The following is a 24316-nucleotide window of genomic DNA, read 5'->3' on the forward strand; positions in this document are numbered from 1 at the left end:
TGTCAGCCGTCAGAGTAGGGACTGCACTCTTGAGAGCAAGCGTGCATTTCGTGACGTTACGAAAGCTTCTCGATGTGGAGTCTAGGCCGCTGGGACGATGCCCGCCCGTGCCACCTCTTTGTCGCTCAACCCGTATTTTGGTGCGAACCGCGTACGGGCCGCCAGCAGGCGGGGATCGTCCGGCGTCATCCCAAGGGTGCGAATAAACTCGATCCGCTGCTGCTGTTTCAGCGCGGCGGCGTCGATGTCCGTGCCCATGACCCGATCAATGATTTCGCCGCCGGGGCTGACATGGAACCATTTGGAAAAATCCCGGAAATGATGCTGATTGTGCAGCCGCGTCACACGCCGCGCGATGGCGGATTTGGGCAGGTTCAGGTGTGCGGTCATATGAAACCACTCATAGACCATGAACATCGCCACGCCGCCTGCGGGCACAATGGCAATCGCCACCCAATGCGCCTGCGCCACCCCCAGCAGCGCCGCGATGGCCCAGACCAGCAGCGTATTCGCCGCCAGCATCGGCAGGGCGATCCAGATCGGCACAAAGAACAGCTTGGTATTCGTCGGAAAATCATGGTGCCCGTAATGCGCCTGATAGAGCAGATCAAAGGCCCATTGCCGCCGGGGCGGCTTTAGATGAAAGATATAGCGGTGCAGGTTGTATTCATTCAGCATTTGCGCGCCGATCCCCAGCGGCACCAGCAGCCATCCCCACCACGGCCCGGCGAGCGCCAAGGCCACGAAAGCACCAACACAGACCACGCCCATGATGACCACGGACGGATGGCGCGCCATGATCCTTGCCCGCGTCATCCTTGCACCACGTATTGAAGACCGGTCTGCATGCTTGTCCCTTTTCGTCAACTTGGATAGACCGCTGCAGCATGGGCCAAGCGCCCTTGCGATGTAAACACCCGCCCCTGCGTCACAATTCTCTTCACTGGACCCAAATCCGATGACTGCTGCCACCCTGACCATTGATCTGAGCGCCATCGCCGCAAACTGGCGCGCATTGGACAAGCTCACGGAATGCGAGACCGCCGCGACGATCAAGGCTGATGCCTATGGGTTGGGCGTTGAAAAAGTGGGTCCTGCCTTGGCCGAGGCCGGTGCACGGCTGTTCTTTGTCGCTTTGGCCGAGGAAGGGGTCCGTCTGCGCCGCGTGCTGGGGCCGGGTCCGGGTATTTGCGTCTTCTCGGGCCACATGCCGGGCGATGCGGATATGATCCGGCAAGCGGATTTGGCCCCCATGATCAACTCCGTCGATCAGCTGCTGACCCATGTGGAGGCCCTGCCCGGCCATCCTTTTGGCATCCAGCTTGACAGCGGCATGAACCGTCTGGGGATGGAGCCTGCCGAATGGTCCGCGCTCAGGGACATTGCATTGGCGCAACAGCCTGTCATGGTGATGTCACACCTTGCCTGCGCAGATGAACCGGATCACGCGATGAACCGGCTTCAGCTGGACACGTTCGAGGAGATGACCCGAGGCGTCGAGGCCCCGCGTTCATTGGCGGCCACGGGCGGGATCTTGTTAGGTGAAAAGTACCATTTCGACCTGACCCGTCCCGGTGTGGGCCTCTATGGCGGCTTGCCATTTATTGATGCGACACCTGTTGTCACTCTGGATGTACCGGTCATCCAAGTCCGCGACGTGGCAGCAGGCGAGAGCGTGGGCTACGCCAATGCCTTTGTTGCGCGCAAGCTGACGCGGGTCGCAACGGTTGCAGCGGGATATGCAGACGGGCTGATCCGGGCGATGGGTGGCGAGGCGACGTTCACGTATGAAGGACACAGATTGCCGGTGATCGGGCGGGTCTCGATGGATTTGATTACCCTTGACGTCAGCGGCATTGCCCAGACGCCTGAGCATGTGCAGCTGATGGGACAGCATCAGTCTGTCGATACCGTCGCCGAGTTTGCTGGCACGATCGGCTATGAAATCCTGACGTCATTGGGTGCGCGCTATGATCGGGTCTATGTGACGTGACCCAGACGGGCTGGACGCTGAAGGTACTGAACCTTGCTTTGCTGTTCCTTTATCCCGTTGCCTGGGCGGCCCCGCTTTTGCGCGCGGGACTATTGCCGCTTTTCTCGCTGAACGAAATCTCTGTGCTCAGCGGTCTGCAGTCGCTTTGGGCATCGGATGTTTTTCTGGCGCTCGTCGTCACGGTCTTTGCGCTCTTTGCGCCCTACGTGAAAACCATTGGGCTGGCGCTGGTGCATTTCGATCTGCTGAAGCCCGCAGTCCTGCCGGTGCTTCACTTTCTGGGCAAACTCGCGATGGCAGATATTTTTCTGATTGCGCTCTATATCACGCTTGCCAAGGGCATCGGTGTTGGCCGGATTGAGGTCGCATGGGGCTTGTATCTGTTCACGGCCTGTATTCTCGCCTCGCTCTGGATCAGCTGGCGTACGGAAAAGGCCACAGGGTCGTCACTGGATTGAACACAAAAAAAGAACCCTGCCCAAGCGCCGGTTTCGGCTGAGAGAGCTTCTTGCGGACAGAAATCTTTTCGACCTCCTGTTGAAAAGACTGGCTCGACGCCGCTGAACTCCATTTCCCTTTGACGCCCCCTGCCTACTGCGCCAAAACGCCCCCATGGCAAAACCCGTCAAAACCTTCTCCTGCGCCGCTTGTGGTGCCAGCTTTAACAAATGGTCCGGTCGTTGCGACGGATGCGGGGAATGGAACACCATTCAGGAAGACAAGGGCATCTCGTCCGGCCCACCCAGCAAATCGCTCGGCGCCAAGCGGGGCTCCTCTCTGGTCCTGTCGGATCTGTCGACCGAAGAAGCCCCGCCACCACGCAGCCAGTCCGGCATCGCGGAACTAGACCGCGTGCTTGGCGGCGGGCTGGTCCCCGCCTCAGCGATCCTTGTGGGCGGCGATCCCGGCATCGGCAAATCGACACTGCTGCTGCAAGCAGCCGCACATTTTGCACAAAAGGGCCTCAAGACGATCTACGTCAGCGGCGAGGAAGCCTCGGCTCAGGTCCGCATGCGCGCACAGCGCCTTGGCTTGACGAACGCTCCCGTGCAGCTGGCCGCCGAAACCAACCTGCGCGACATTCTCACCACGCTTGAGGCGGAGAAACCCCAGCTTGCCATCATTGATTCCATTCAGACGATGTGGGCCGACAACGTTGAGTCTGCCCCCGGCTCAGTTTCTCAGGTCCGTGCGGCGGCGCATGAGCTGACCAGCTTTGCCAAGCGCCGGGGAGTAAGTGTGATTCTTGTCGGTCACGTCACCAAGGACGGCCAGATCGCAGGCCCCCGTGTGGTCGAACACATGGTCGATACCGTGCTTTACTTCGAAGGCGAGCGCGGCCACCAGTTCCGTATCCTGCGCAGCGTCAAGAACCGTTTTGGTCCCGCCGACGAGATCGGCGTCTTCGAGATGACGGGCCGTGGGCTGGCCGAAGTGACAAACCCATCTGCCTTGTTCCTGTCCGAGCGTGGTGAGCCTGCTGCAGGCTCTGTAGTTTTTGCGGGCATCGAGGGCACCCGGCCCGTTCTGGTTGAGTTGCAGGCGCTTGTTGCCCCGTCACCCCATTCGCAGGCCCGACGCACGGTGGTGGGCTGGGATGGCGGACGGCTTGCCATGATTTTGGCGGTGCTGGAGGCGCGCTGTGGGATCCCCTTTGCGGGGCTGGATGTCTACCTGAATGTCGCGGGCGGCATGAAAGTCTCGGAACCCGCCGCTGATCTGGCCGTCGCAGCAGCATTGCTCAGCGCACGCGAAGACGTGGCGCTGCCAGCAGAAACCGTTGTTTTCGGCGAGATCAGCCTGTCAGGTGCGCTGCGCCCTGCCTCTCAAACCGAAAATAGGTTGAAAGAAGCGCAAAAACTTGGTTTTACCTCGGCAATCGCTCCAAAAGGCGGCAAGGCCTCAGCGGCCGCTGGCATAACGCTCAATACCATGAGCGATCTGACCGGATTTGTTGGTGAAATATTCGGCGCAGGGTAACGCGTCAGCAGGCAAAAGGCGAAAAGCGGATGGAAGGCTTTACGATCATCGACGGGGTGGTGGCGCTTGTCATCGTGCTCTCCGCGCTTCTGGCCTATGGCCGTGGCCTTGTGCGCGAGGGCATGGCAATCGTGGGCTGGATCGCAGCGGCCGTGCTGGCATTCCTATTTGCCCCTCAGGTTGAACCGCTGGTACGTGAGATCCCTGTCGTGGGTGATTTTCTCGCAGACAGCTGCGAGCTGTCGATCATCGGTGCATTCGCATTGGTCTTTGCCATCGCGCTGATCGTGGTGTCGCTTTTTACGCCGCTGTTTTCATCGCTGGTGCAACGTTCGGTGTTGGGCGGACTGGATCAGGGTCTGGGTTTCATCTTTGGTGTCGCGCGTGGCATCCTGTTGGTTGCCATCGCGTTTTTTGTCTATCAAACGGTCATGACAGGCCAGCAATTCACCATCGTGGACGAAAGCCGTTCTGCTGTTGTCTTCTCTCGCTTCACCGGTCAGATCGAAGAACAAAATCCCGAAGCGGCGTTGGGATGGATCACAACCCGCTACGAGGCGCTGGTCAGCGCCTGCGCGGAATAGCTCTGAGCGGCGCAGCAAATCAAACACTGTTAAGCGGTCGTTAAGAGACCGCGCTTAAGGTCGACCTTGGAAAGAGGGGCCTTTCGTGAAAGATTCCATCGCCTACGCAGATTTCGATATGATAGCAGCGCCGATTTTCGTGCTTGAAGTAAGCGCGGAGGGCCAGCCGGTCTACGCCGCCATGAACTCTTACGCGCGCAATCAGGCCGGGCGACCCTTGTCCGACTACCTGGGTCGCACCGCGCTGGAGGTTTATCCAATGTCGTATGGGCGCAGCGCCTATGACCATCACTGCCAGGTGATGAGGTCGGGTGAAGATCGGACCTACGAACTGGACCTTCCGATCAACGGCAAGGTCGCTGCCGTCCGCACGACATTGCGCGCGCAAAAGGATGACAATGGTCGGATCCTACGCCTGTTTGGCAGTTCGGTTGACATGACATCGGAAAAACACGCACGCGACGCCAAGCTTGAATTTGACACACTGTCATCCGAGATGGAGCAGTTCGTGGCCTTCGCGGCACATGACTTGCGCGCACCCATGCGCAATATCTCTGTCCTGACTGCCATGATGCGCGAAGATTGCGGCACACCGGACAAAGACCAGTTGGAAATCATTGACCTGATTGAGAATATCGCCGTTCAGTCCATGGATCTGATCAGCGATGTGCTGTCCCATGCTGAAACCGTTTCGACCAAAATGAACGAAACAGTGTTCAGCTTTCCCGCCCTTTGCCACAACATTTGCGAAACGCTCGACCCGCAGGGAAGACACAGGTTTTCAACCTCTATCTGCACACTCAAGGCAGACAGGACCGCCATTCAGATCGCCCTGCGCAACATTGCCGAAAACGCAATCAAACATGGCAACCGCGACACGCTTGAGATTGACATCAGCGTCCAGCAAGGCATGCCCGGCATGATTGAGATCACCCTGAGCGATAACGGCAAGGGTTTCTCTGACGCGGCGCTCAAGATCATGAATGGTGGCCGTTTTCGAGCCGACAGCGGATATGGCCTGTTTGGGATCAAGCGTCTGATTTCATCAAGGGGCGGTACTTTGATTGCGCGCAATTTGCCTGACGAAGAAGGGGCCATCGTGCGTTTTTCAATCCCCGGAACGCTTGTCGGAAACGAAAGCACGCTGAGCGGCACCATGCAGGAATTGCGCATGCCACCACGATCGCCTTTGATTACAGACAGGTTTTTCGCCTGAAAAAGATCATTTCTTGTGCTTGGGCAACAAACCCGTACGCGAAGGTCGCCTGCGGGGTGACAGCGCAGGTCATTAGGCCTACATAAAGGGCGTCCCATACCGGATTCGGAGCTGCCCCGTTGTCCAAGATCATGCCCCCCGCTCATCCTTTTGACCATTCCTACCTGCGCGATGCAGATGATGGCGATAAACTGAAAGAAGAATGCGGCGTGTTTGGCGTGATCGGCGTGGCCGATGCGTCGAATTTCGTAGCACTCGGCCTGCACGCTTTGCAGCACCGCGGACAAGAAGCGGGCGGCATCGTCAGCTATGATCCTGAGGCGAACTTTCAATCCGCGCGTCGCTTTGGCTACGTTCGCGATAATTTCACCTCTGAGGGGGTGATGAAGCACCTGCCTGGCGAACTGGCCATTGGCCACGTCCGCTATTCCACTACCGGCTCCAAGGGCCAGACGGCGATCCGCGACGTCCAGCCGTTCTTTGGCGAATTCGCCATGGGCGGTGCCGCCATCGCCCATAACGGCAACATCACAAATGCCAACTCGCTGCGCCGCGAATTGATTGAACGGGGCAGCATTTTCCAGTCCTCATCTGACAGCGAATGCATCATCCACCTGATGGCACGCTCGTTGCAGCGCACAATCCCTGAACGGATGGAAGACGCCCTGCGCCGGGTCGAAGGCGCGTTTTCGGTCGTCGCGATGACGCGGACGAAATTGATTGGTGTGCGCGACCCACTGGGTGTGCGCCCCCTTGTGTTGGGCAAAGTTGGTGATGGCTGGGCGCTTAGTTCAGAGACCTGTGCGCTTGACATCATTGGCTCGGAATTCGTGCGCGAAATCGAACCCGGCGAGATGGTTGTTATCACCCCCAAAGGCGTGGAAAGCCACTTTCCCTTCCGACGTCAGGCGTCGCGGTTCTGCATCTTTGAGCACGTGTATTTTTCACGTCCTGACAGCATCCTTGGCGGCCGTTCTGTGTACGAGACCCGCGAAAGCATCGGTCGGGAACTGGCCAAGGAAAGCCCGGTCGAGGCGGATCTGGTCTGCCCCGTCCCGGATAGCGGGACACCGGCAGCAATCGGATACAGCCTTGAAAGCGGCATCCCCTATGCCATGGGCATCATCCGCAACCAGTACATGGGTCGAACGTTTATTGAGCCGACAGAGCAGATCCGCAACATGGGTGTGCGTCTGAAGCTCAACGTGAACCGCGCGCTGATCAAGGGTAAACGCGTGATCCTTGTGGACGACAGCGTGGTGCGCGGCACCACCAGCCGCAAGATCAAGGAAATGATCCTTGATGCGGGCGCCAAGGAAGTACACTTCCGCATTGCCTCGCCCCCCACCGCCTGGCCCTGTTTTTATGGTGTTGATACGCCTCAACGCGAAAAGCTACTGGCCGCGACCATGTCAGAGGATGAGATGCGCGACCATCTGGCTGTGGACAGCCTGAAGTTCATCTCGCTTGATGGTCTCTACCGCGCTGTCGGCGAAGCAGAGGGGCGCAAAAAAGACTGCCCGCAATATTGCGACGCCTGTTTCTCGGGAGAGTATCCGGTCACACCGGCAGATCAGATGGAACAGGGTTTTCAGATGAAACCAGCTGCGGAATAGCTGCCGCCAGTATCTGTCAGGAGCATTTGATAGGCTGCAGATATGCAAACCGCTCCTGCTCCACTCCTTGACCTTATCGCGACCTGGCCCGGCCTCGCGCAACATGCGACGTGGACTTGCCGCACGCTTTTTCATGACATCGCAGACGAAAATGATCTGGGCGGGCTTGATGAAAGCCTGAAATGGGGGCAGCCCGCATGGCGCCCGGTCAAGCCAAGAACCGGCTCAACCCTGCGGATGAACTGGTCACCTGCCACACCAGATCATCTGGCCTTCTTTGTGGATTGCAAAACCGATTTGGCCGCACGGATGCAGGACCTATACCCTGAGTTACCGCTCAATGACGGGCGGCGTCATCTGGGCGTTTTCCTTGACGCCCCGCTGCCAGAACAGGCAATCGCGCATCTGGCTAATATGACATTCACCTATCACCTCAAGCGACGTGCCGCCGGGTCAATGGGCTGATCACCGCCGACCGTTCTTAATGCTCTTTCAGGCCATCAGCCCTCTTGTTAGCAGAGCGCGAGATCACCGAATCCAAGAATTGATGAGCCCATTTCATGAGCACAACTATAATCCAAGAACCTACGCCATCTCACGTGGCCGACCTTGCAAATGAGACCGCCCGCCTGCCCGCTTTGGCCCTTATTGGGATTTTCGGCAGCGCTGCCGCGCCGACGGCATTGATCCGGGAACGCAATGGTTCAATCCAGCGCGTAACCGTCGGCGACGCTGTGGCAGGCCAAACCGTTGCCGCAATAGACGCGGACCGCGTGATCCTTTCCAACGGCGGGCAGACCAAAACCCTGAGCCTACCCAAATCCTGACCCCTCTTGACCCTGCGCCTGCATCCGTGCACATCGCACATATGACAAAAACTGCACTGATCACCGGTGCCTCGCGTGGCCTTGGCGCAGCCTTGGCAGAAGCACTGGCACCGACGCACCATATCATTGCCGTGGCACGCACCACTGGCGGGCTGGAAGAACTGGACGACCGCATTCAGGCAAAGGGCGGCAGCGCCACCCTGGCCCCCATGGATGTGACCAATCCAGAGGCGATGGCAACGCTGTGCCGTGGTATCTTTGATCGTTGGGGCGCCCTTGATCTATGGCTCCATACGGCGATACATGCGGCGCCGCTGGCCCCCGCTGACCACATAGACAGCAAGGACATGGCGAAATCCGTGGCAGGCAACGTCACGGCGACGGCCACACTGATCACCTACGTGGCACCGTTATTGGGTCAATCCGGAGAGGTCGTTTTCTTTGACGATCCGCACGTCGGTCAGAAGTTTTTCGGCTGCTACGCCTCGACCAAAAGTGCACAGATCGCACTGGCGCGCGCTTGGGCGGCAGAGGCTGAAAAAATCGGTCCGAAGGTGCACGTCCTGACTCCCAAGCCGATGCCAACAGCCACCCGCGCGCGATTCTTCCCCGGCGAGGACCGGTCAACTCTTGCCGATCCACATGATCAGGCGGCTGCGCTTTTGGCGCAACTCTGACCGGACGGACTGACGCGAATTACCCCTCCCCCGCTTGCCGCTTGCCCCCCCCTCACCTATCAAGATGAAAAAGGGGCAGAGCATGCGCATTCTGATCACGAACGACGATGGTATTACGGCACCCGGTCTTGAGGTGATGGAAGCCATCGCGACAGATCTGGCTGGCCCCGATGGCGAAGTGTGGGTGGTGGCCCCTGCGTTTGAGCAATCAGGCGTGGCGCATTGCATCAACTACGTTCACCCCACGATGATGAGCGAGATGGGACCACGCCGCTTTGCCGCTGAAGGGTCACCTGCGGATTGTGTGCTTATCGCCATTCATGACGCGATGAAGGACTGCCTACCGGATCTTGTCTTGTCAGGCGTGAACCGGGGCAACAATTCCGCCGAAAACACGCTTTATTCCGGCACCATTGGGGGTGCCATGGAAGCCGCATTGCAAGGTTATCCCGCCGTGGCCCTTTCGCAGTATTACGGTCCGGCCAACCGCGAGCTTGTCAATCCGTTCGAGGCCGCCGCGACCCATGGCGCCGACGTCATCCGCCGTATCCTTGATGCATCACCAACGGAAAACGCGGAATACAGCCTGTTTTACAACGTGAATTTCCCCCCGGTTTCCGCAGTCGATGTCAAAGGCATCCGCCTTGCCACTCAGGGTCGCCGCCCCGGTGTGGTTTTTGGGACAGAACCCCATATCGCCCCCTCGGGCCGCCGCTTTTCTTGGATCAAGGGCGGAGACCAGCAGGTCATGGCAGGAACGGGTTCTGACGCGGCCGTCAATCTTGAAGGATATATATCGGTGACACCGATGCGCGCGGATCTGACAGCACATGAGATGATGGACACCCTTTCAGGCATCAATTCATGAACGAAGAGGCGACCTCCGAGGCGACGCGCAAAATGCAGTTCCTATATGCGCTGCGCTCCAAGGGGGTTACCGATGCGCGCGTGCTGGGCGCAATGGAAGCGGTCGACAGAGGCCCGTTTATACGCGGCCTTTTTGCAGAGCGTGCCTATGAGGATATGCCCTTGCCCATCGCCTGCGGCCAGACCATCAGCCAGCCTTCGGTTGTGGGGCTGATGACACAAGCGCTTGAGGTCACACCCCGTGACAAGGTGTTGGAGATCGGGACCGGCTCTGGCTATCAGGCCGCCATCCTGAGCAAGCTGGCGCGCCGGGTCTATACGATCGACCGTCACCGCCGTCTGGTGCATGAAGCGCGCGAGATTTTCGCGGACCTTGATCTGGTGAATATCACTGCGATCACGGCTGACGGCAGCTTTGGCCTTGAGGATCAGGCCCCATTTGACCGCATCATTGTGACGGCCGCCGCCGAAGACCCGCCTGGCCCCCTTTTGGCACAGCTCAAGGAAGGCGGCATTATGGTCCTGCCCGTCGGTCAATCTGATGCCGTTCAGCACCTTATTCGCGTGCGCAAAACACCAGACGGGCTTGAATACGACGAATTGCGCTCAGTTCGCTTTGTTCCCCTGCTCGAGGGCTTGGGCAAGGACGCTTAATAGGATAAGGTACGGCAAAACCCCGGATCACATGGGGTGCCGTGACAATGAGGACAAGCAGATGCGACCTTCCCTTCTGAAAAGCCGGGTACGGCTGAGCCTGCTCGCTGGTACGAGCGCAATCGTGCTTGCCGCTTGCGGCGAACAACCGCTTGATTTTGATCTGCGGGGCCTGGGCGGTGGATTCAGCACGGCAGAGGCGGCAACGGGGCCGCTGGCAAGCAGACCGCGTCCAGATAATCGTGGTGTGATCTCTTATCCCAACTATCAGGTTGCAGTCGCCCGGCGCGGCGATACGCTGGCCGATGTGGCCAACCGGGTAGGCGCTGATGTCGGCGCACTGGCACGGTTCAATGGCATTGATCCTGATGTGCCGCTGCGCAAGGATGAAATCATTGCCCTGCCCAACCGCGTGGCAGAACCATCGCCCGCCACGGGAGCCAGCGGGACGGGCCCGATCCAACCTGTCGATATCACGTCATTGGCCGGAAATGCCATTGACCGCGCACCTGCTGCACCCGGCGTACAGACCACGGCTCTTCCACCCGCGACAGCTGCGGCACCAAAGGCCGCGCAGACCGGCAAAGAGCCAGTGCGTCATAAAGTGGAGCGCGGAGAGACAGCCTATACCATAGCCCGTCTTTACAATGTGCCCGTCAAGGCACTGGCGGAATGGAATGGTCTTGGCGCTGATTTTGCGATCCGTGAGGGGCAGTTCCTGCTGATCCCCGTGGCCAAGCAAAACCCGCCAGCGCGCAGCACCGCTGTTGCTGAAACGGCGCAGCCGTCGCCTCCCGGCGCTGGCTCTCCGACACCAACACCGCCTTCCGCTGCGAAACCACTGCCGCAGGACGACACGGCCAAGCCAGCCCCTATCGTCGAAGCCACCAAACCGGTAGCTGATGTAGGAAAAACCACGAAACCGGTTTCAGCGGCGAAAATGGTCACCCCGGTTCAGGGCACAATCATCCGTGGGTATGCAAAGGGCCGGAATGAAGGGATCAACATTAAGGCCGCCCCCGGCGCCCCAGTGAAATCCGCCGATGCCGGTACTGTCGCTGCAATCACCAAGAGCGCCGAAGGCGTGCCCATCGTCGTCGTGCGGCACGTCGACAATCTGCTGACTGTTTACGCGAACGTAACGGACGTCAGTGTATCCAAGGGCGACAGCGTGCGACGTGGTCAACAAATTGCCAAACTGCGCGGCGGTGATGACTCTTACGTCCACTTTGAAGTGCGGCAGGGGTTTGATTCAGTAGACCCAGCGCCATACCTGGATTGACGGAAGAGCACTTTCATACCGGACAAAGCTCCGTTCTTGGCATATCCATTCTCTTTTGACGCAATTTCGCGGTTATTCAACGACCGATGCCACAAAATCGCCATGTTTCAGAAATAGAAACAATGCAACGCAATTGGCGCGACTGGGTAAACAGTAACACACCGTTAACGATTGTGATGTTATCCAAGTGGCAATAGACAAACGCGTGGTATGTTTGCGGAAAGAGCGCTTACTCTCAGCAGCGTTCGGGTCCACCAAGGTGCAGTTTTGCCGGTGGTGGGCACACATGGTGAAAACACGCGGTGGGGCCCTCCAACCCATCGCGTGCATCGCCCGAATTTCCTAATTCAGCGTCACACCTTTGCGCCCGGCAAGATCAACAAAGTACTGCCATGCAACACGACCTGACCGTGAACCGCGTGTGGCCTGCCACTCCACAGCCTCCGCCCGCAAAGTGTCATCATCAATCTTGACATCATGGGCATCACAGTAGCCCCGGATCATCGCAAGATACTGGTCCTGATCGCAGGCATGAAAGCCCAGCCAGAGACCAAAACGATCTGACAATGATACCTTCTCTTCCACCGCTTCAGCCGGGTTGATTGCCGAACCCCGCTCGTTCTCTATCATGTCGCGGGGCATCAGGTGGCGGCGGTTTGACGTGGCGTACAGCACCACGTTGTCAGGCCGCCCTTCGATGCCCCCATCCAGCACTGCCTTAAGCGACTTATAATGCGCGTCGTCATGGCCAAAGCTGAGATCATCGCAAAACAGGATAAATCGCTGCGGCGCGCCGCGCAGGGCGTTCAACAATCGACCGACCGAAGGCAGATCCTCGCGCTGCAATTCCACGATCCGCAATGCGTCATGTGTTGCATGAACATCGGCGTGGATTGCCTTGACAAGGCTTGATTTTCCCATACCCCGCGCACCCCAGAGAAGCGCGTTGTTGGCCGGGAGCCCGGCCGCGAACTGCCGCGTGTTCTGAAGCAGCGTATCGCGGGAGCGATCGACCCCTACCAAAAGATCGAGGGCGATCCGGGATACGTTCTTTACCGGTTCAAGCCTGTCCGGCTCCGTATGCCAGACAAAGGCTGACGCGGCATCGAAATCGGGTGCGGCCAGCGGCGCGGGCGCCATCCGCTCAAGCGCGGCGGCGATCCGGTCCATTGGATCATCAATCACTTTTTGACATCCTCCGGGTCGTCATCATCCTGGTCAAATTCGGCCATCAGAGGATCTTCGTCTTCATCGTCGTAGTACCCTTCGGCCCGCAACTTTGCCTCGCGCTTGGTCTCTACCCGCTTCACCAACTGGATGGAGATCTCGTACAGCCCGTAGACCACAACAAAGAGGATCACTTGGGTAATCACATCCGGCGGCGTGACCAGAGCGGCGAGCACGAGGATCGCAACGACAGCGTATTTCCGGACGTTGCCCAAACCTTCAGCCGAGACGAGGCCGGCCTTGCCCATCAGCGTCAGCAGCACGGGCAGCTGGAAACACAGCCCGAACGCCACGATAAACTTGATTGTGAGGCTCAGGTACTCCTGTGCGGAGCCCTGAAATGCGATCCCGGCAATGGAATTCTCAAGTGCCTCTGCCCCGTCGCCAGTCAGCGGCCCCTGCTGGAAGCCAAGAAAGAAATCAAACGCCAACGGCGTGACCACATAGAATGCAAAGGACGCCCCCAGAAAGAACATGAGCGGAGACGCGATCAGGAACGGCAGAAACGCGTTCTTTTCGTTCTTGTAGAGACCCGGCGCCACGAAGCGCCAAAGCTGATAGCTGATATAGGGAAAGCCCAGAACCAATCCGCCCAGAAGTGAGATGGAGATGGCGACAAAAAAACCTTCCTGAAGCTTGATCAGGATCAGGCCGCAGTCGTTCTGCCCCCGTTCCGCCATGGCGGAACACAAGGGATGTGTCAGAAAGTTAAAAATCGGGTTCCAGACGGTGAAACAGATCACCATCCCGATGATGAACGCGATAACCGAGTGAATGAGCCGCGTACGCAGCTCTGCAAGATGTTCGATCAGCGGGGCGGCGCTGTCGTCGATGTCGTCCGTCGCACTCATCTTTTACTCTTTTTCTTCTGCCGCCGGTTTGCTCATCTTGGCCTCAAGCTCTTCGGCCTTGGCCATGGCGTCTGCTGCCTCGCGCTGTTTGCGCTCTGCGGCCGCACGGGCTGATGCGGCTTGGATTTTCTGGGCGTCCGCAGCGCGCTTTTCGGCCAGCTTGGCGGTCTCGCTGTCGGGGTCCAGATCGGTCAGCGATTTCGTCGCTGATTTCACGCCGTCCATCGCTGTGCCCACCGGGTTGGTGGCTGCTTTCAACGATTTGTTGATGCCAGCGGACATTTCGCGCATGCCGGACTGGTCGGCGGCGTCATTCATCGCGCTCGAAAATTCGCGCGCCATGCCTTTGGCCTTGCCCACGAACTGCCCTACCCTGCGAAACAGGATCGGCAGGTCCTTGGGGCCCACCACGATCAGGGCCACAATGCCGATGACCAGTAATTCTGTCCAACCCAGATCGAACATGGGTGCTTAGCTCGCGCTCTTGTCAGCAGCCTTGTCGGTCTCTGGGTGCGTGCCGATGTCAGTGTGCTTTGGCAGGTCGGCACCTTCAACGTTCTCGACGCTTTTGACCTCTTCTTCGCCTTCCGAGATGCCCTTCTTGAAACTCGTGATGCCCTTGCCGACTTCACCCATCAGGCTGGAAATCTTGCCACGGCCAAAAAGCACCAGCACCACAACCGCAATCAGCAGAAGGCCCGGCAAACCAATATTGTTCAACATATCTTATCTCCCATCTCCGCGCACAGCTTTCGCGCGCTTTGTCAGCCCCTGTCTACGCAACCGCCAAGCTGCCTCAAAGGGTCAAAGACCCGCAGCGGTATGATTCCGGCCAATGTCAGACACGATTTTCGACGCTTGCGACATTCAACTGACAGGTTTATGTCAGTTGGATCAATGAGGGGCCGACCGTGAGCCGCACCGACCGTCTTTTCGATATCATCCAAATCTTGCGCGACGGCAGGCTGCACAGGGCGCAGGATATCGCCGAAGGGCTGGGGGTCTCCAACCGCACGATCTACCGCGACATGGAGACACTTATGGCTTCCGGTGTGCCGGTGGAGGGTGAGCGCGGCGTGGGTTACCGGATCACGGAAGCGATCAGTTTGCCTCCACTGACGCTCACACCGGCTGAGCTTGAAGCTTTGAACCTTGGCCTCGCCATCGTGGGTCAGGCCGCCGATGATACGCTCAAAGCTGCAGCAGAGACGCTTGCAGACAAGATTGATGCCGTCCTGCCCGCCCAGACCATCGCTGAGGCTGAGGCATGGAAGATCGACGCCTATCCTTTTGCGGATCCAACGCGAAACCTGACGCATATGCCGCTGCTGCGCTCTGCCATCAAAGCGCGACAGAAGGTGCGGTTGACCTACACATCGCGGACAGGCGCGGTGACGGGCCGCGTCATCCGACCGTTGCACATGGAATACTGGGGGCGTGTCTGGACGCTGACCGCATGGTGTGAAATGCGCGAGGCTTTTCGCGTCTTTCGCCTTGATCAGATCGAGAGCGCAGAAGCTCTGCCCGATCTATTTGTCGATGAACCAGGTAAGAGGCTCGCGGACTATTCGGCTTGACCATCGTTTAGAATAGCTGCGGTCACACCCGGAGATTGCCATAAATCCCAAGAATCTGGGCTTAGGACATAAGTTTGGCAATGTTTCAGCTCTTGAGTGTCCAGCCGGATTGTGGCGGCAGGAACGCTTCGACGCTGGCCTGCGCGATCACGATTGTCTCATCTCCTGACGGCACGTTTAGGCCGCCTTGCACTGCCGTCACGGTTGCCTTGCCGCGCGGCAACTTTGCCGTAAGCGCCTCAAGATCAAGCTTGTCCGGCTCCTGTACGCCCACTGTCACCTGCACCAGCATCTCGTCATGCTTCAGCCCGGTGACCGCGAAGATCGGCAGGGATGAATGGCGAAACGCATCCTCGATCGCGCGTGCGGCGGCCTTGGTATAGTCCATGCCGTGCAGGTCGTTGCCCATACCCATTTCGATAATCACGCGGTGCATGTTCTCGATATCATCCATCGGTGCACTCCATATTGAACCCTACGCGCAGGGCGACGTTCGCCATGACGGTCGGGTATCCTGCGCCCTCCTGCCCTTTGGGGCGTGGCACATCGAGGCCGCCTTTGGTCACGTTTACCGTGACGTTGCCGTAGGGAAAGACGGCCTTCAGCACGTCGATATCCACCGCGTCGGGCTTTTGGACCCCGACATCCAATGTGATCTGCATGTCGGTCTTCTCGAACCCGAACAGCTCGGCAAGGTTGATGGAATTATGCCACAGCGCGTCGCGTACCGCCCTTTCGGCAGCTTGAGTATAATCACCACGCCTGAGGGATGATCCCATCCCAAACTCAACAAGTAGTGTTTCAACCATTTTTATCCCCTGCCCGACTTTGGCCTGCTTGGTTCAGACTTAAGTTACCGGAAAAACAAAACAACGATTACGTGGAATCGTCAGCCACATCACCGCCCCCGGCTGTGGCAAAAATACGTTCGGCACTGTTGCCCGAAGCTTTGATCCATCGTGGTCCATCACGAACTCAACAAGGCTCTCTGATCCCATGAACCGGGCGCGTTCGACCACGGCCCGGGCGGGCGTGCCGTCCTTTGCCGTTGGATTGGGTCCCTTGCCCGCACGGTCAAAGTCAATGCGTACATGCTGCGGGCGGAAGACGATCTGCACCCGCGTGCCGTCAGCGACGCCGGGGGCGAGGAACCGCCCGAAGGCGGTTTGCGCCAAAGCACCTTGCACCGTTGCCTCTACGACATTCGCATCCGAAAAGAACGCGACTGCCGCGCGGTCCAGGGGCCGTGTATAGACGTTATAGGGAGCGCCTTGCTGCACAATCTTGCCGTCACGCATCAGCGCGATCTCATCGGCCATCCGCATCGCCTCGTCCGGTTCGTGGGTAACCAGCAGAACGGCGGTATCTTCTTCCTTGAGGATGCCCAGCGTCTCATCCCGGATGCCGTCGCGCAGACGGTTGTCGAGGCCTGAAAAGGGTTCGTCCATCAGCATGATACGCGGTCGCGGCGCCAGAGCGCGGGCCAGCGCCACGCGCTGCTGCTCACCGCCCGAAAGCTGGTGCGGGTAGCCGTCGATAAAGCGGAGCAAATCCACCCGCTCCAGCAGTTCCTGCACACGCTTGCGTTTTTCTGCCTTGGGTCCGCGCAATCCGAAAGCCACGTTATCCGCCACGCTCAGATGTGGAAACAGCGCGAAGTCCTGAAACATCAACCCAATCTCGCGCCGCTCTGGCGGGACGCGGAACACCGTGTCGCAGATCAGATTGCCATCCACGTGGATCGTCCCGCTGTCCTGCATCTCGACCCCGGCAATCATGCGCAGGGTCGTGGATTTGCCGCACCCAGAAGGCCCCAGCAGGCATGTCACCTGCCCCGGCATGATCTTAAGCGAGACACCATCAACCACTGCGCGACCCTGATAGCTGCGGCGCAGGTTCTTGATCTCAAGCCTTGGAACGGGTGCAGACATGGATTTCCGATAAAATGACTCAGGTGCTGCTATCAGCCTCGCTTCGTGGCCGCAAGCACCCCGGCAAATCCAACAGCCAGAACAACGACACAAATCACCAGCAATTGCTCGTATTTATGCCCTTCCGGCAGCAGCGGCGCGACCATGTCCCACCCTCGCGCAAAATAGGCGAATGCGCCGAGCATCGCGGCAGCAAACGCCACAAGATAGCCCCACAAGGCCACCTCGCGGTGCAGGACCAACCCGACAAACAGCACCGGCGCGAGGAACATCGAGGCGGTGCCGGACACAGCGACTGCATCAAAAAGCGTGGCATTGCCCCAAAGCGTCAGCACCGTCCCCAACACCATGAACACCAACATCACGGCGCGCCCCGCATCAAGGGTACGCGGCAGCCAACCCGTTTCTTCCACCACCAGCCGCGATGCGGAGGCCAGTGCGGAATCTAGCGTACTGAGGGCCGACACCAGCAACGAAATCATCAGGGCGAGAAACACCCAGGAAGGGAACATCGTACGCCACGTGCCGATCAGTTCACCCTCATAGGACGCACCCACGAGGCTGGCCTGAATGCCAAAGAAACCAAAGCCTATGATGCACAGGGTGGATATCCAGAACGCGTGCAGAAAGGACATGCGCGTCGTCTCCTCGTCCGCGATGAAACCGCGATCCATCATCACCGGGTCATGCGCCGGGTATGAGAAAACCTGCAAGGCGGCGACCGCCAGCAACACCCAGCCATTATAAGATCCAGACGTGCCGGGAGCGGTCAGGACAGCTCCGACGTCAAATCCGGGCGATGCGATAAGCGCGGCAAAGGCAAGGCCAAAGACGACAAGAAAGACGACCATTTGGACCACATCGGTGCGTAGCGCGGCGCTGAGCCCACCCCAGGCCGAATAGGCCAGCCCCACGACGGCCACGATCAGGATCGCTGCCGTACCACTGCCCGCCAGCACGGCATTGAAGATGAGGCCGACCACAAGCAGGTTGGCAAAAACCTCAGACAGCAGACGCAGGGCGATCACAAAATTATAGCAGGCGTTCCCGGTCCCGCCGAACTCTGTCCCGAGCCAATCCTGCATGGACCCGGCACCTTGCGCCCGCAGCCGGCCCACGATGAAACCGCCGGTCAGGAAAGAGGCGTAATAGGCGGCATAGGCCAGTGTTCCCGCGATGCCGTAGTAATATCCAAGGATCGCCGCGTTCATCAGGGAACGGGCAAAGATCCAGGTCGTGACCTGCGACAAGACCAGCACCCAGAGCCCCGGTGCCGCCCCTTCGGCGCTGCGCCCGCCGAAAAATCCCTCGACGCTCGCCCGGCGCGGGGCCGCAAGCAGGCTCGCGATCAGGATCGCTCCGAAGAGGACAATCAGAACAGTGGTTTGCATGGGAATGGTCCTTGGTAAGTCGCCGCGGCACAGGCTTACCCGAAGGCCGGAAGTTCAGCCAGCGGTCAATTCTGCCAATCCCGCGATCGTGAACGCCCGCGCCGTGCCTGCAAAGAATTAGGGGCGACGGTCTTTGCGACCATCGCCCCTAATGCGCATGAGATGCGTCGCGACGTCACATCGTCAGATTGGTCGCGCCACCGTCCAGCAGGATGTTCTGGCCGACGATGAACCCCGCGTGCTGAGAGCACAGGAACGCACAAGCCGCTCCGAACTCCTGCCGCGTGCCGTACCGCCCGGCTGGAATGGTCGCCGCGCGCTGTGCGCGCGCCTCGTCCAGCGTGATGCCCTTTTGCTTGACCACACCACTGTCCAGCGCATCTGCGCGGTCGGTGGCGTGAATGCCCGGCAACAGGTTGTTGATATTCACCCCAGAACCCGCGACCTGACGCGAGGTGCCTGCCACATATCCTGTCAGACCTGTGCGGGCCGAATTTGACAGACCCAGAACGCCAATCGGCGCACGCACGGATTGAGACGTGATGTTGACCACCCGGCCCCAGCCGCGCTCCATCATGCCGGGCACCAGTGCCTTGATCAGAGCGATGGGCGCCAGCATGTTCGCATCCAGTGCCGCAATGAAATCATCGCGGCCCCAGTCCTGCCACATGCCCGGAGGGGGTCCGCCCGCGTTGTTGACAAGAATATCCACATCACCGGCAGCTTCGATCACAGCGGCCTGCCCTTCGGCGGTGGCCACATCAGCCGCGACCGTGGTGATTTCGACCCCGTATTCCTGACGCAACCGCTCTGCCGAGGCCTGCAATGCGTCGGCACCGCGTGCGTTCATGATCAGGTTCACGCCAGCCTCTGCCAGCGCCTCGGCACAGCCAAGACCCAAACCCTTTGAAGACGCGCAGACCAGCGCTGTTTTTCCTTTGATCCCAAGATCCATCAGTCGATTCCTTTCAATATTTCGTCCCAGAAGTAACACGCCAGCGGATGGGTGCCAGTAAAACACCCCATGCTTGACCCACCTCTGTCACAATCCGAGCCTATCGGTTTGCTGACCCGTATTCCGCCTTTGAGGTATCCGATGGCCCGCGTCCGCCCTGCCCCAGCGCAAAGTCTGCCTGTATTTCGTGCGGAAGATTTCTGTGCGACCGATGGCGCGAACATGGGTGATCCGTTGTCATTCGCCTCGGAACTGGTTTTGGACGACGTGTATGAGCTTCCTTACGGGACACTGGCGCAGCGCCTGTCAGTATTGCCGGGAAAAGATAACCTGTTTCGGATCGCGCCTGAGACCGAAGTAGGCACGCCCGGCGCGACGCTGCATCTGGATTGCGCACTGAGTTTTATGTCGCCCGACGGAGCGATGCACGATGCACTGTTGCTTGTCGAAGTGGATGAAGCTGGCGCGGTTGCGGATATCTACCTGCTGCCTTTGACGGCCCTCGGCACAAAGTTGGAGTACCGTCTGGTTGGCATCGACACGAAAAACGCACGGCAGAAATTCGCACAGGTTGCTTGCGTGTCTTTCACCCGCGGCACACACATCACCATGTCTTCGGGCGAACAGCGCCTGATTGAGGATTTGCGCATCGGTGACCGTATCCTGACGCGTGACGATGGTATTCAGGCGATACGCTGGATCAGTCAGACCACCGTCCGTGCAATGGGCGAATTTGCCCCGATCAGGATTCACGCCGGTACGCTGAACAACGAACATGACCTTATCGTCAGCCCCGATCACCGCCTGTTCATCTACCAGCGCAGCGACGAGGTTGGCGCAGGACGCTCTGAATTGCTGGTCAAGGCACGCCATCTGGTCAACGGCTTCACCGTGACGCTGATGGAGGGCGGCTTTGTCGATTACTTTCAGCTGCTCTTTGACAGCCACCAGATCATCTATGCCGAAGGCATTGCTGCCGAGACGATGCTGATCGACCCACGAACCAAGCCGGTGCTGCCCGAAGAACTGTCGCAGGCGTTAGGCGAGGTCATTCCCGGCCATTCCGACCTGCCCCATGCCGGACTTGACGTGAATGAGGCGCTGTTGAACAGGCCTGATGCCGCAGAGTTGCTGCGCAAAGCATCGACGCGCTGATGGCAGTCGCAGTTGGCATTGGGGCGACTTGTTAAGCTGCTTCTATGGCAGTTCAGAGCCCTGTTGGACCTTCATTCGGCTCACCGGTGATGGGCACTTTTGAATACCTATGGCAACGCTGAAAGGTTGGTTGGTTCAGGCTCGGCACCGGCAGCTGTCAACATTGCATGAATCTGACCCCGGTGGTGGGTTTGGTGATTGAAGAGCTCAGCAGCACAAAGAGCCTTTGGCTTCTCGATCCGGGTTGAGCCATCGCCTGGATACCAGGCAACCATCCCATCAAGGTCAGTATCGATCAACAGGTCCGCCCAATCTTGGATTTCCTCGTTGCGTTTCGAACGCAGAATTTTGAAGTCGTCCCAATCCGATGGGCTGGTAAGGGAGTGCTTGATGGTTTCCTCTGGTCGCTCGTTTCCCTTCAATCGTTGCAATATCAAGGCATCAGCCCAATAAAGGTGGTTCAGGGTGGCAGTCATTGATTGGAAGAAAACGCCTCGATCCTTCCGGCGAGCCACATCGGTGAGCCCGTCAGCGGCGGTCACCAAAGAGTTATTCTGCCAAGTATTGTAGCGGGCCATGAGACGGCAGTATTCGGCTGAGATCATCTTCTCAGACTCCTTTTATTTTCGTGTTGGGATGGTCAAGGGACGCTTACCAAAAAGCGTCTTTCCAGGTGCTAATCGAAACCCTGGCGGCGTGTCCTGCACGCGTCTACCTGATTGGGATGCTAATGCAGCCAGACAACGAATACAGGTTCAGTCATTTCAGGGGTTACGTCAAGCGTCAGGCATGTCTGCCTCGCCCCCGCATTACCGACCCTCAGTCAGTCGCCCCTCACCTTGATCCGCCCAAACCCTACCAAACCCTTGCCACCGCGCATATGTAGGGTATGTGTCAGCCCCGTTGAACTGGTGTGGGTTTTCACACTTTGTCTTCATTCGCCCTGAAATCGGGCTCACTGACGTTAGGAACGCCCGCCAAGATGCTGGATAGCAACACCAATCGCCCGCCTTTGCCGCCCGAGATCGCGCGCCGCCGGACCTTTGCGATCATCAGCCACCCGGATGCGGGCAAAACCACGCTGACCGAAAAATTCCTGCTGTTCGGTGGGGCAATCCAGATGGCAGGACAGGTCCGCGCCAAGGGCGAGGCAAGGCGTACCCGCTCCGACTTCATGGCGATGGAAAAAGATCGGGGTATTTCGGTCTCCGCCTCCGCCATGTCGTTTGATTTTGCCAGCAAAGACAAGAACTTCCGCTTCAATCTTGTGGATACGCCGGGCCACTCAGACTTTTCCGAAGACACCTACCGCACATTGACGGCCGTGGATGCGGCCGTGATGGTCATCGACGGTGCCAAGGGGGTCGAGAGCCAGACACAAAAGCTGTTTGAGGTCTGCCGCATGCGCGACCTGCCGATCCTGACATTCTGTAACAAGATGGACCGCGAAAGCCGCGACGTCTTTGAGATCATTGACGAAATTCAGGAAAACCTTGCCATCGACGTCACGCCGGCAAGCTGGCCCATCGGCATCGGGCGGGATTTCATCGGTTGTTACGACATTTTGCGCGACCGGCTGGAACTCATGGACCGGGCCGACCGCAATCGCGTTGCAGAAAGCATTGAAATCAACGGCTTGGATGACCCCAAACTCGCTGAACATGTCCCTGCCAATTTGCTGGAGAAGCTGCGCGAGGACCTTGAGATGGTTCGCGAATTGCTGCCACCCCTTGACCCGGAATTGATGGCCGAAGGGTCATTGACCCCGATCTGGTTTGGCTCTGCCATCAACTCCTTTGGCGTCAAAGAACTTATGGAAGGCATCGCCCAGTTTGGGCCCGAGCCGCAGATCCAATCCGCTGAGCCACGCCAGATATTGCCGGAAGAGGACAAGGTTTCCGGCTTTGTTTTCAAGGTTCAAGCCAACATGGACCCCAAGCACCGCGACCGCGTGGCTTTCGTCAGGCTTGCCTCCGGCCACTTCCACCGGGGAATGAAAATGACCCATGTGCGTACAAAAAAGCCAATGGCGATTTCGAACCCGGTGATGTTTCTTGCCTCTGACCGTGAGTTAGCCGAAGAGGCCTGGGCCGGGGACATCATCGGTATCCCGAACCATGGGCAGTTGCGCATCGGCGACACGTTGACCGAGGGGGAGGCACTGCGCGTGACGGGTATTCCTTCCTTTGCACCGGAACTGCTTCAGGTTGTGCGCGCAGGCGATCCTTTGAAAGCCAAGCACCTTGAAAAAGCGCTCATGCAATTTGCCGAGGAAGGTGCCGCAAAGGTATTCAAGCCCTCCATCGGTTCAGGCTTTGTTGTAGGCGTCGTCGGACAGCTGCAGTTCGAAGTACTGGCCAGTCGAATCGAGCTTGAGTACGGGCTTCCTGTGCGCTTTGAGGCGTCTCAGTTTACCTCTGCCCGCTGGGTGAACGGTGACAAACAAGCCGTTGATAAATTTACGGAAAACAACAAGCAGCATATCGCCCATGATCACGATGGTGACATCGTCTATCTGACCCGGCTCCAGTGGGACATTGACCGGGTGGAACGTGACTATCCAGACGTGCGGCTAACCGCGACGAAAGAGATGATGGTCTGATGACGACTTGGGGGTTGAGCGCGACAGTTCTTGCGCCAACCACCGAGATTTTGCAGTTTGCTGCCTACCATCTTGAGGCCGGGGCGCACCGGCTTTACCTCTACCTTGATGATCCGCAATGCGATGCGTTTGACCTGCTCAAGGCGCATCCCAAGATCCGGCCCACCCTGTGCAATGACGATTGGTGGCAAGGTAAACGGCCCAAAAAACATCAGGTGCGCCAGACCCAGAACGCGACCCATGCCTACAATCGCCGGGCAGAGGTAGACTGGCTTATCCACATGGATGTCGATGAATTTCTAGTTTCCGAAACGTCTGTAGCAGATGTACTGGACGCTTTGCCGGCAGAGAATAAAATCGCACGAATCCGCCCAATGGAGCAACTGGCCGGTGACGGTACCACCTTCAAAGCTTTTGTGCCAAATGGGCCAATCCGGGCAAAGACGGTCGCAGACTTATACCCAACGTTCGGCCTCTACATAAAAGGTGGGTTCCTAAGCCATCTTGCCGGAAAAGTGTTCGTGCGCAGCGGCTTAAAGGATATCCGCGTCCAAATTCATAACGTGTTTCAGAACGACGATATGCTGCAAGGCGCAGAAGATACCGACGGGATCGACCTTGCCCATTGCCATGCCAAGAGTTGGGACGACTGGTACGCCGCTTACCGGTTCCGGCTGGCAAAGGGATCGTACCGCGAAGAACTGGCCCCGAACCGGCCCCGTGACAAGGGTGGGGTGTCCATGCATGAGCTCTTTCAGATGATCGAAGCCGACGGCGGCACGACCGCCCTGCGTGCCTTTTTTGAGGAAGTCTGCACCGACACGCCTGCATTGCGGGCACGGTTGGGCAAGCATGGGCTATTGCGTCACGCAAAACTTGACCTAAATACCACATTGAACAAGCATTTCCCGCAAGCGTGTCTCTGAGAGCC

The 24316-nt window shown here is 58.5% G+C and carries 27 protein-coding genes; 16 read left to right on the top strand and 11 right to left on the bottom strand.

What is annotated here, in order from left to right:
- Window positions 1-81: 81 nt before the first annotated feature.
- Window positions 82-798, bottom strand: a complete 717-nt coding sequence (locus GV827_RS01005) for a sterol desaturase family protein (RefSeq protein WP_235930000.1) — start codon at window positions 796-798, stop codon at window positions 82-84.
- 160 nt (window positions 799-958) lie between these two features.
- Here GV827_RS01005 and alr point away from each other — a divergent pair, with 160 nt between their 5' ends.
- From alr to GV827_RS01065, 12 genes are all read left to right on the top strand, one after another.
- On the top strand, window positions 959-1993 hold the full coding sequence (alr, locus tag GV827_RS01010; protein WP_164351829.1) for an alanine racemase: 1035 nt from the start codon (window positions 959-961) through the stop codon (window positions 1991-1993).
- Window positions 1990-2451, top strand: a complete 462-nt coding sequence (locus GV827_RS01015; RefSeq protein ID WP_164351830.1) for a paraquat-inducible protein A — start codon at window positions 1990-1992, stop codon at window positions 2449-2451. The genes alr and GV827_RS01015 overlap by 4 nt, the downstream gene beginning before the upstream one ends.
- 154 nt (window positions 2452-2605) lie before the next feature.
- Window positions 2606-3973, top strand: a complete 1368-nt coding sequence (gene radA / locus GV827_RS01020) for a DNA repair protein RadA (RefSeq protein WP_164351831.1) — start codon at window positions 2606-2608, stop codon at window positions 3971-3973.
- A gap of 29 nt (window positions 3974-4002) precedes the next feature.
- Window positions 4003-4557, top strand: a complete 555-nt coding sequence (locus tag GV827_RS01025) for a CvpA family protein (protein WP_164351832.1) — start codon at window positions 4003-4005, stop codon at window positions 4555-4557.
- A gap of 85 nt (window positions 4558-4642) precedes the next feature.
- The gene (locus tag GV827_RS01030) at window positions 4643-5773 is read left to right on the top strand and encodes a sensor histidine kinase (RefSeq protein WP_164351833.1); all 1131 of its coding nucleotides are present in this window, start codon (window positions 4643-4645) and stop codon (window positions 5771-5773) included.
- A gap of 131 nt (window positions 5774-5904) precedes the next feature.
- Window positions 5905-7389 (top strand): amidophosphoribosyltransferase, encoded by a 1485-nt coding sequence (purF, locus tag GV827_RS01035; RefSeq protein WP_164352178.1) that lies wholly within the window; start codon window positions 5905-5907, stop codon window positions 7387-7389.
- A gap of 42 nt (window positions 7390-7431) precedes the next feature.
- Window positions 7432-7854: a DUF1801 domain-containing protein gene (locus GV827_RS01040; protein ID WP_164351834.1), complete on the top strand. Its 423-nt coding sequence runs from the start codon at window positions 7432-7434 to the stop codon at window positions 7852-7854.
- A 95-nt stretch (window positions 7855-7949) separates the two neighbouring features.
- Window positions 7950-8216, top strand: a complete 267-nt coding sequence (locus GV827_RS01045; RefSeq protein WP_164351835.1) for a type II secretion system protein N — start codon at window positions 7950-7952, stop codon at window positions 8214-8216.
- A 41-nt stretch (window positions 8217-8257) separates the two neighbouring features.
- Window positions 8258-8893 (top strand): SDR family NAD(P)-dependent oxidoreductase, encoded by a 636-nt coding sequence (locus GV827_RS01050; protein ID WP_164351836.1) that lies wholly within the window; start codon window positions 8258-8260, stop codon window positions 8891-8893.
- Between the two features lie 82 nt (window positions 8894-8975).
- On the top strand, window positions 8976-9761 hold the full coding sequence (gene surE / locus GV827_RS01055) for a 5'/3'-nucleotidase SurE (RefSeq protein ID WP_164351837.1): 786 nt from the start codon (window positions 8976-8978) through the stop codon (window positions 9759-9761).
- Window positions 9758-10414, top strand: coding sequence for a protein-L-isoaspartate(D-aspartate) O-methyltransferase (locus GV827_RS01060; RefSeq protein ID WP_164351838.1), 657 nt, complete (start codon window positions 9758-9760; stop codon window positions 10412-10414). Before surE ends, GV827_RS01060 begins: the two co-directional genes overlap by 4 nt.
- A gap of 61 nt (window positions 10415-10475) precedes the next feature.
- Window positions 10476-11696 (top strand): LysM peptidoglycan-binding domain-containing M23 family metallopeptidase, encoded by a 1221-nt coding sequence (locus tag GV827_RS01065; protein ID WP_164351839.1) that lies wholly within the window; start codon window positions 10476-10478, stop codon window positions 11694-11696.
- Between the two features lie 342 nt (window positions 11697-12038).
- On the opposite strand, the gene GV827_RS01070 is transcribed toward GV827_RS01065, so the two are convergent.
- The 4 genes from GV827_RS01070 to GV827_RS01085 are packed head-to-tail and all read right to left on the bottom strand — an operon-like array spanning window position 12039 to window position 14497.
- Window positions 12039-12881, bottom strand: a complete 843-nt coding sequence (locus tag GV827_RS01070; protein WP_164351840.1) for an ATP-binding protein — start codon at window positions 12879-12881, stop codon at window positions 12039-12041.
- Window positions 12878-13774 carry a twin-arginine translocase subunit TatC gene (tatC, locus tag GV827_RS01075; protein WP_164351841.1) on the bottom strand — a complete coding sequence of 299 codons (897 nt, stop codon included), beginning with the start codon at window positions 13772-13774 and terminating at the stop codon, window positions 12878-12880. The genes GV827_RS01070 and tatC overlap by 4 nt, the downstream gene beginning before the upstream one ends.
- 3 nt (window positions 13775-13777) lie before the next feature.
- A complete protein-coding gene (gene tatB / locus GV827_RS01080; RefSeq protein ID WP_164351842.1) occupies window positions 13778-14239 on the bottom strand; it encodes a Sec-independent protein translocase protein TatB in 462 nt (153 codons plus the stop codon).
- Between the two features lie 6 nt (window positions 14240-14245).
- A complete protein-coding gene (locus GV827_RS01085) occupies window positions 14246-14497 on the bottom strand; it encodes a twin-arginine translocase TatA/TatE family subunit (RefSeq protein WP_164351843.1) in 252 nt (83 codons plus the stop codon).
- A 188-nt stretch (window positions 14498-14685) separates the two neighbouring features.
- Here GV827_RS01085 and GV827_RS01090 point away from each other — a divergent pair, with 188 nt between their 5' ends.
- Window positions 14686-15351 carry a helix-turn-helix transcriptional regulator gene (locus tag GV827_RS01090; RefSeq protein ID WP_164351844.1) on the top strand — a complete coding sequence of 222 codons (666 nt, stop codon included), beginning with the start codon at window positions 14686-14688 and terminating at the stop codon, window positions 15349-15351.
- 85 nt (window positions 15352-15436) lie between these two features.
- Here GV827_RS01090 and GV827_RS01095 read toward each other — a convergent pair whose 3' ends face one another.
- The 5 genes from GV827_RS01095 to GV827_RS01115 form a co-directional block, all read right to left on the bottom strand.
- Entirely contained in the window at window positions 15437-15805 is a 369-nt protein-coding gene (locus GV827_RS01095; RefSeq protein WP_235930001.1) for a Lin0512 family protein, read from the bottom strand.
- A complete protein-coding gene (locus tag GV827_RS01100) occupies window positions 15798-16160 on the bottom strand; it encodes a Lin0512 family protein (RefSeq protein WP_164351845.1) in 363 nt (120 codons plus the stop codon). The genes GV827_RS01095 and GV827_RS01100 overlap by 8 nt, the downstream gene beginning before the upstream one ends.
- A gap of 39 nt (window positions 16161-16199) precedes the next feature.
- Window positions 16200-17282 (bottom strand): ABC transporter ATP-binding protein, encoded by a 1083-nt coding sequence (locus GV827_RS01105; RefSeq protein WP_164351846.1) that lies wholly within the window; start codon window positions 17280-17282, stop codon window positions 16200-16202.
- Between the two features lie 32 nt (window positions 17283-17314).
- Window positions 17315-18673 carry an SLC5/6 family protein gene (locus GV827_RS01110; protein WP_164351847.1) on the bottom strand — a complete coding sequence of 453 codons (1359 nt, stop codon included), beginning with the start codon at window positions 18671-18673 and terminating at the stop codon, window positions 17315-17317.
- 175 nt (window positions 18674-18848) lie between these two features.
- Window positions 18849-19628, bottom strand: coding sequence for an SDR family oxidoreductase (locus GV827_RS01115; protein WP_164351848.1), 780 nt, complete (start codon window positions 19626-19628; stop codon window positions 18849-18851).
- Between the two features lie 141 nt (window positions 19629-19769).
- Between GV827_RS01115 and GV827_RS01120 the strand changes: the two genes are divergently transcribed.
- Window positions 19770-20783 (top strand): Hint domain-containing protein, encoded by a 1014-nt coding sequence (locus tag GV827_RS01120; RefSeq protein WP_164352180.1) that lies wholly within the window; start codon window positions 19770-19772, stop codon window positions 20781-20783.
- Window positions 20784-20890: 107 nt separating this feature from the next.
- On the opposite strand, the gene GV827_RS01125 is transcribed toward GV827_RS01120, so the two are convergent.
- Complete coding sequence (locus GV827_RS01125; protein ID WP_164351849.1) at window positions 20891-21388, bottom strand: DinB family protein; 498 nt, start codon at window positions 21386-21388, stop codon at window positions 20891-20893.
- A 377-nt stretch (window positions 21389-21765) separates the two neighbouring features.
- Between GV827_RS01125 and GV827_RS01130 the strand changes: the two genes are divergently transcribed.
- On the top strand, window positions 21766-23385 hold the full coding sequence (locus GV827_RS01130) for a peptide chain release factor 3 (protein ID WP_164351850.1): 1620 nt from the start codon (window positions 21766-21768) through the stop codon (window positions 23383-23385).
- Window positions 23385-24311 (top strand): glycosyltransferase family 2 protein, encoded by a 927-nt coding sequence (locus tag GV827_RS01135; RefSeq protein WP_164351851.1) that lies wholly within the window; start codon window positions 23385-23387, stop codon window positions 24309-24311. The genes GV827_RS01130 and GV827_RS01135 overlap by 1 nt, the downstream gene beginning before the upstream one ends.
- Window positions 24312-24316 lie beyond the last annotated feature (5 nt).

This window comes from Sulfitobacter sediminilitoris (assembly GCF_010667575.1).
Taxonomy (GTDB): Bacteria; Pseudomonadota; Alphaproteobacteria; order Rhodobacterales; family Rhodobacteraceae; genus Sulfitobacter; species Sulfitobacter sediminilitoris.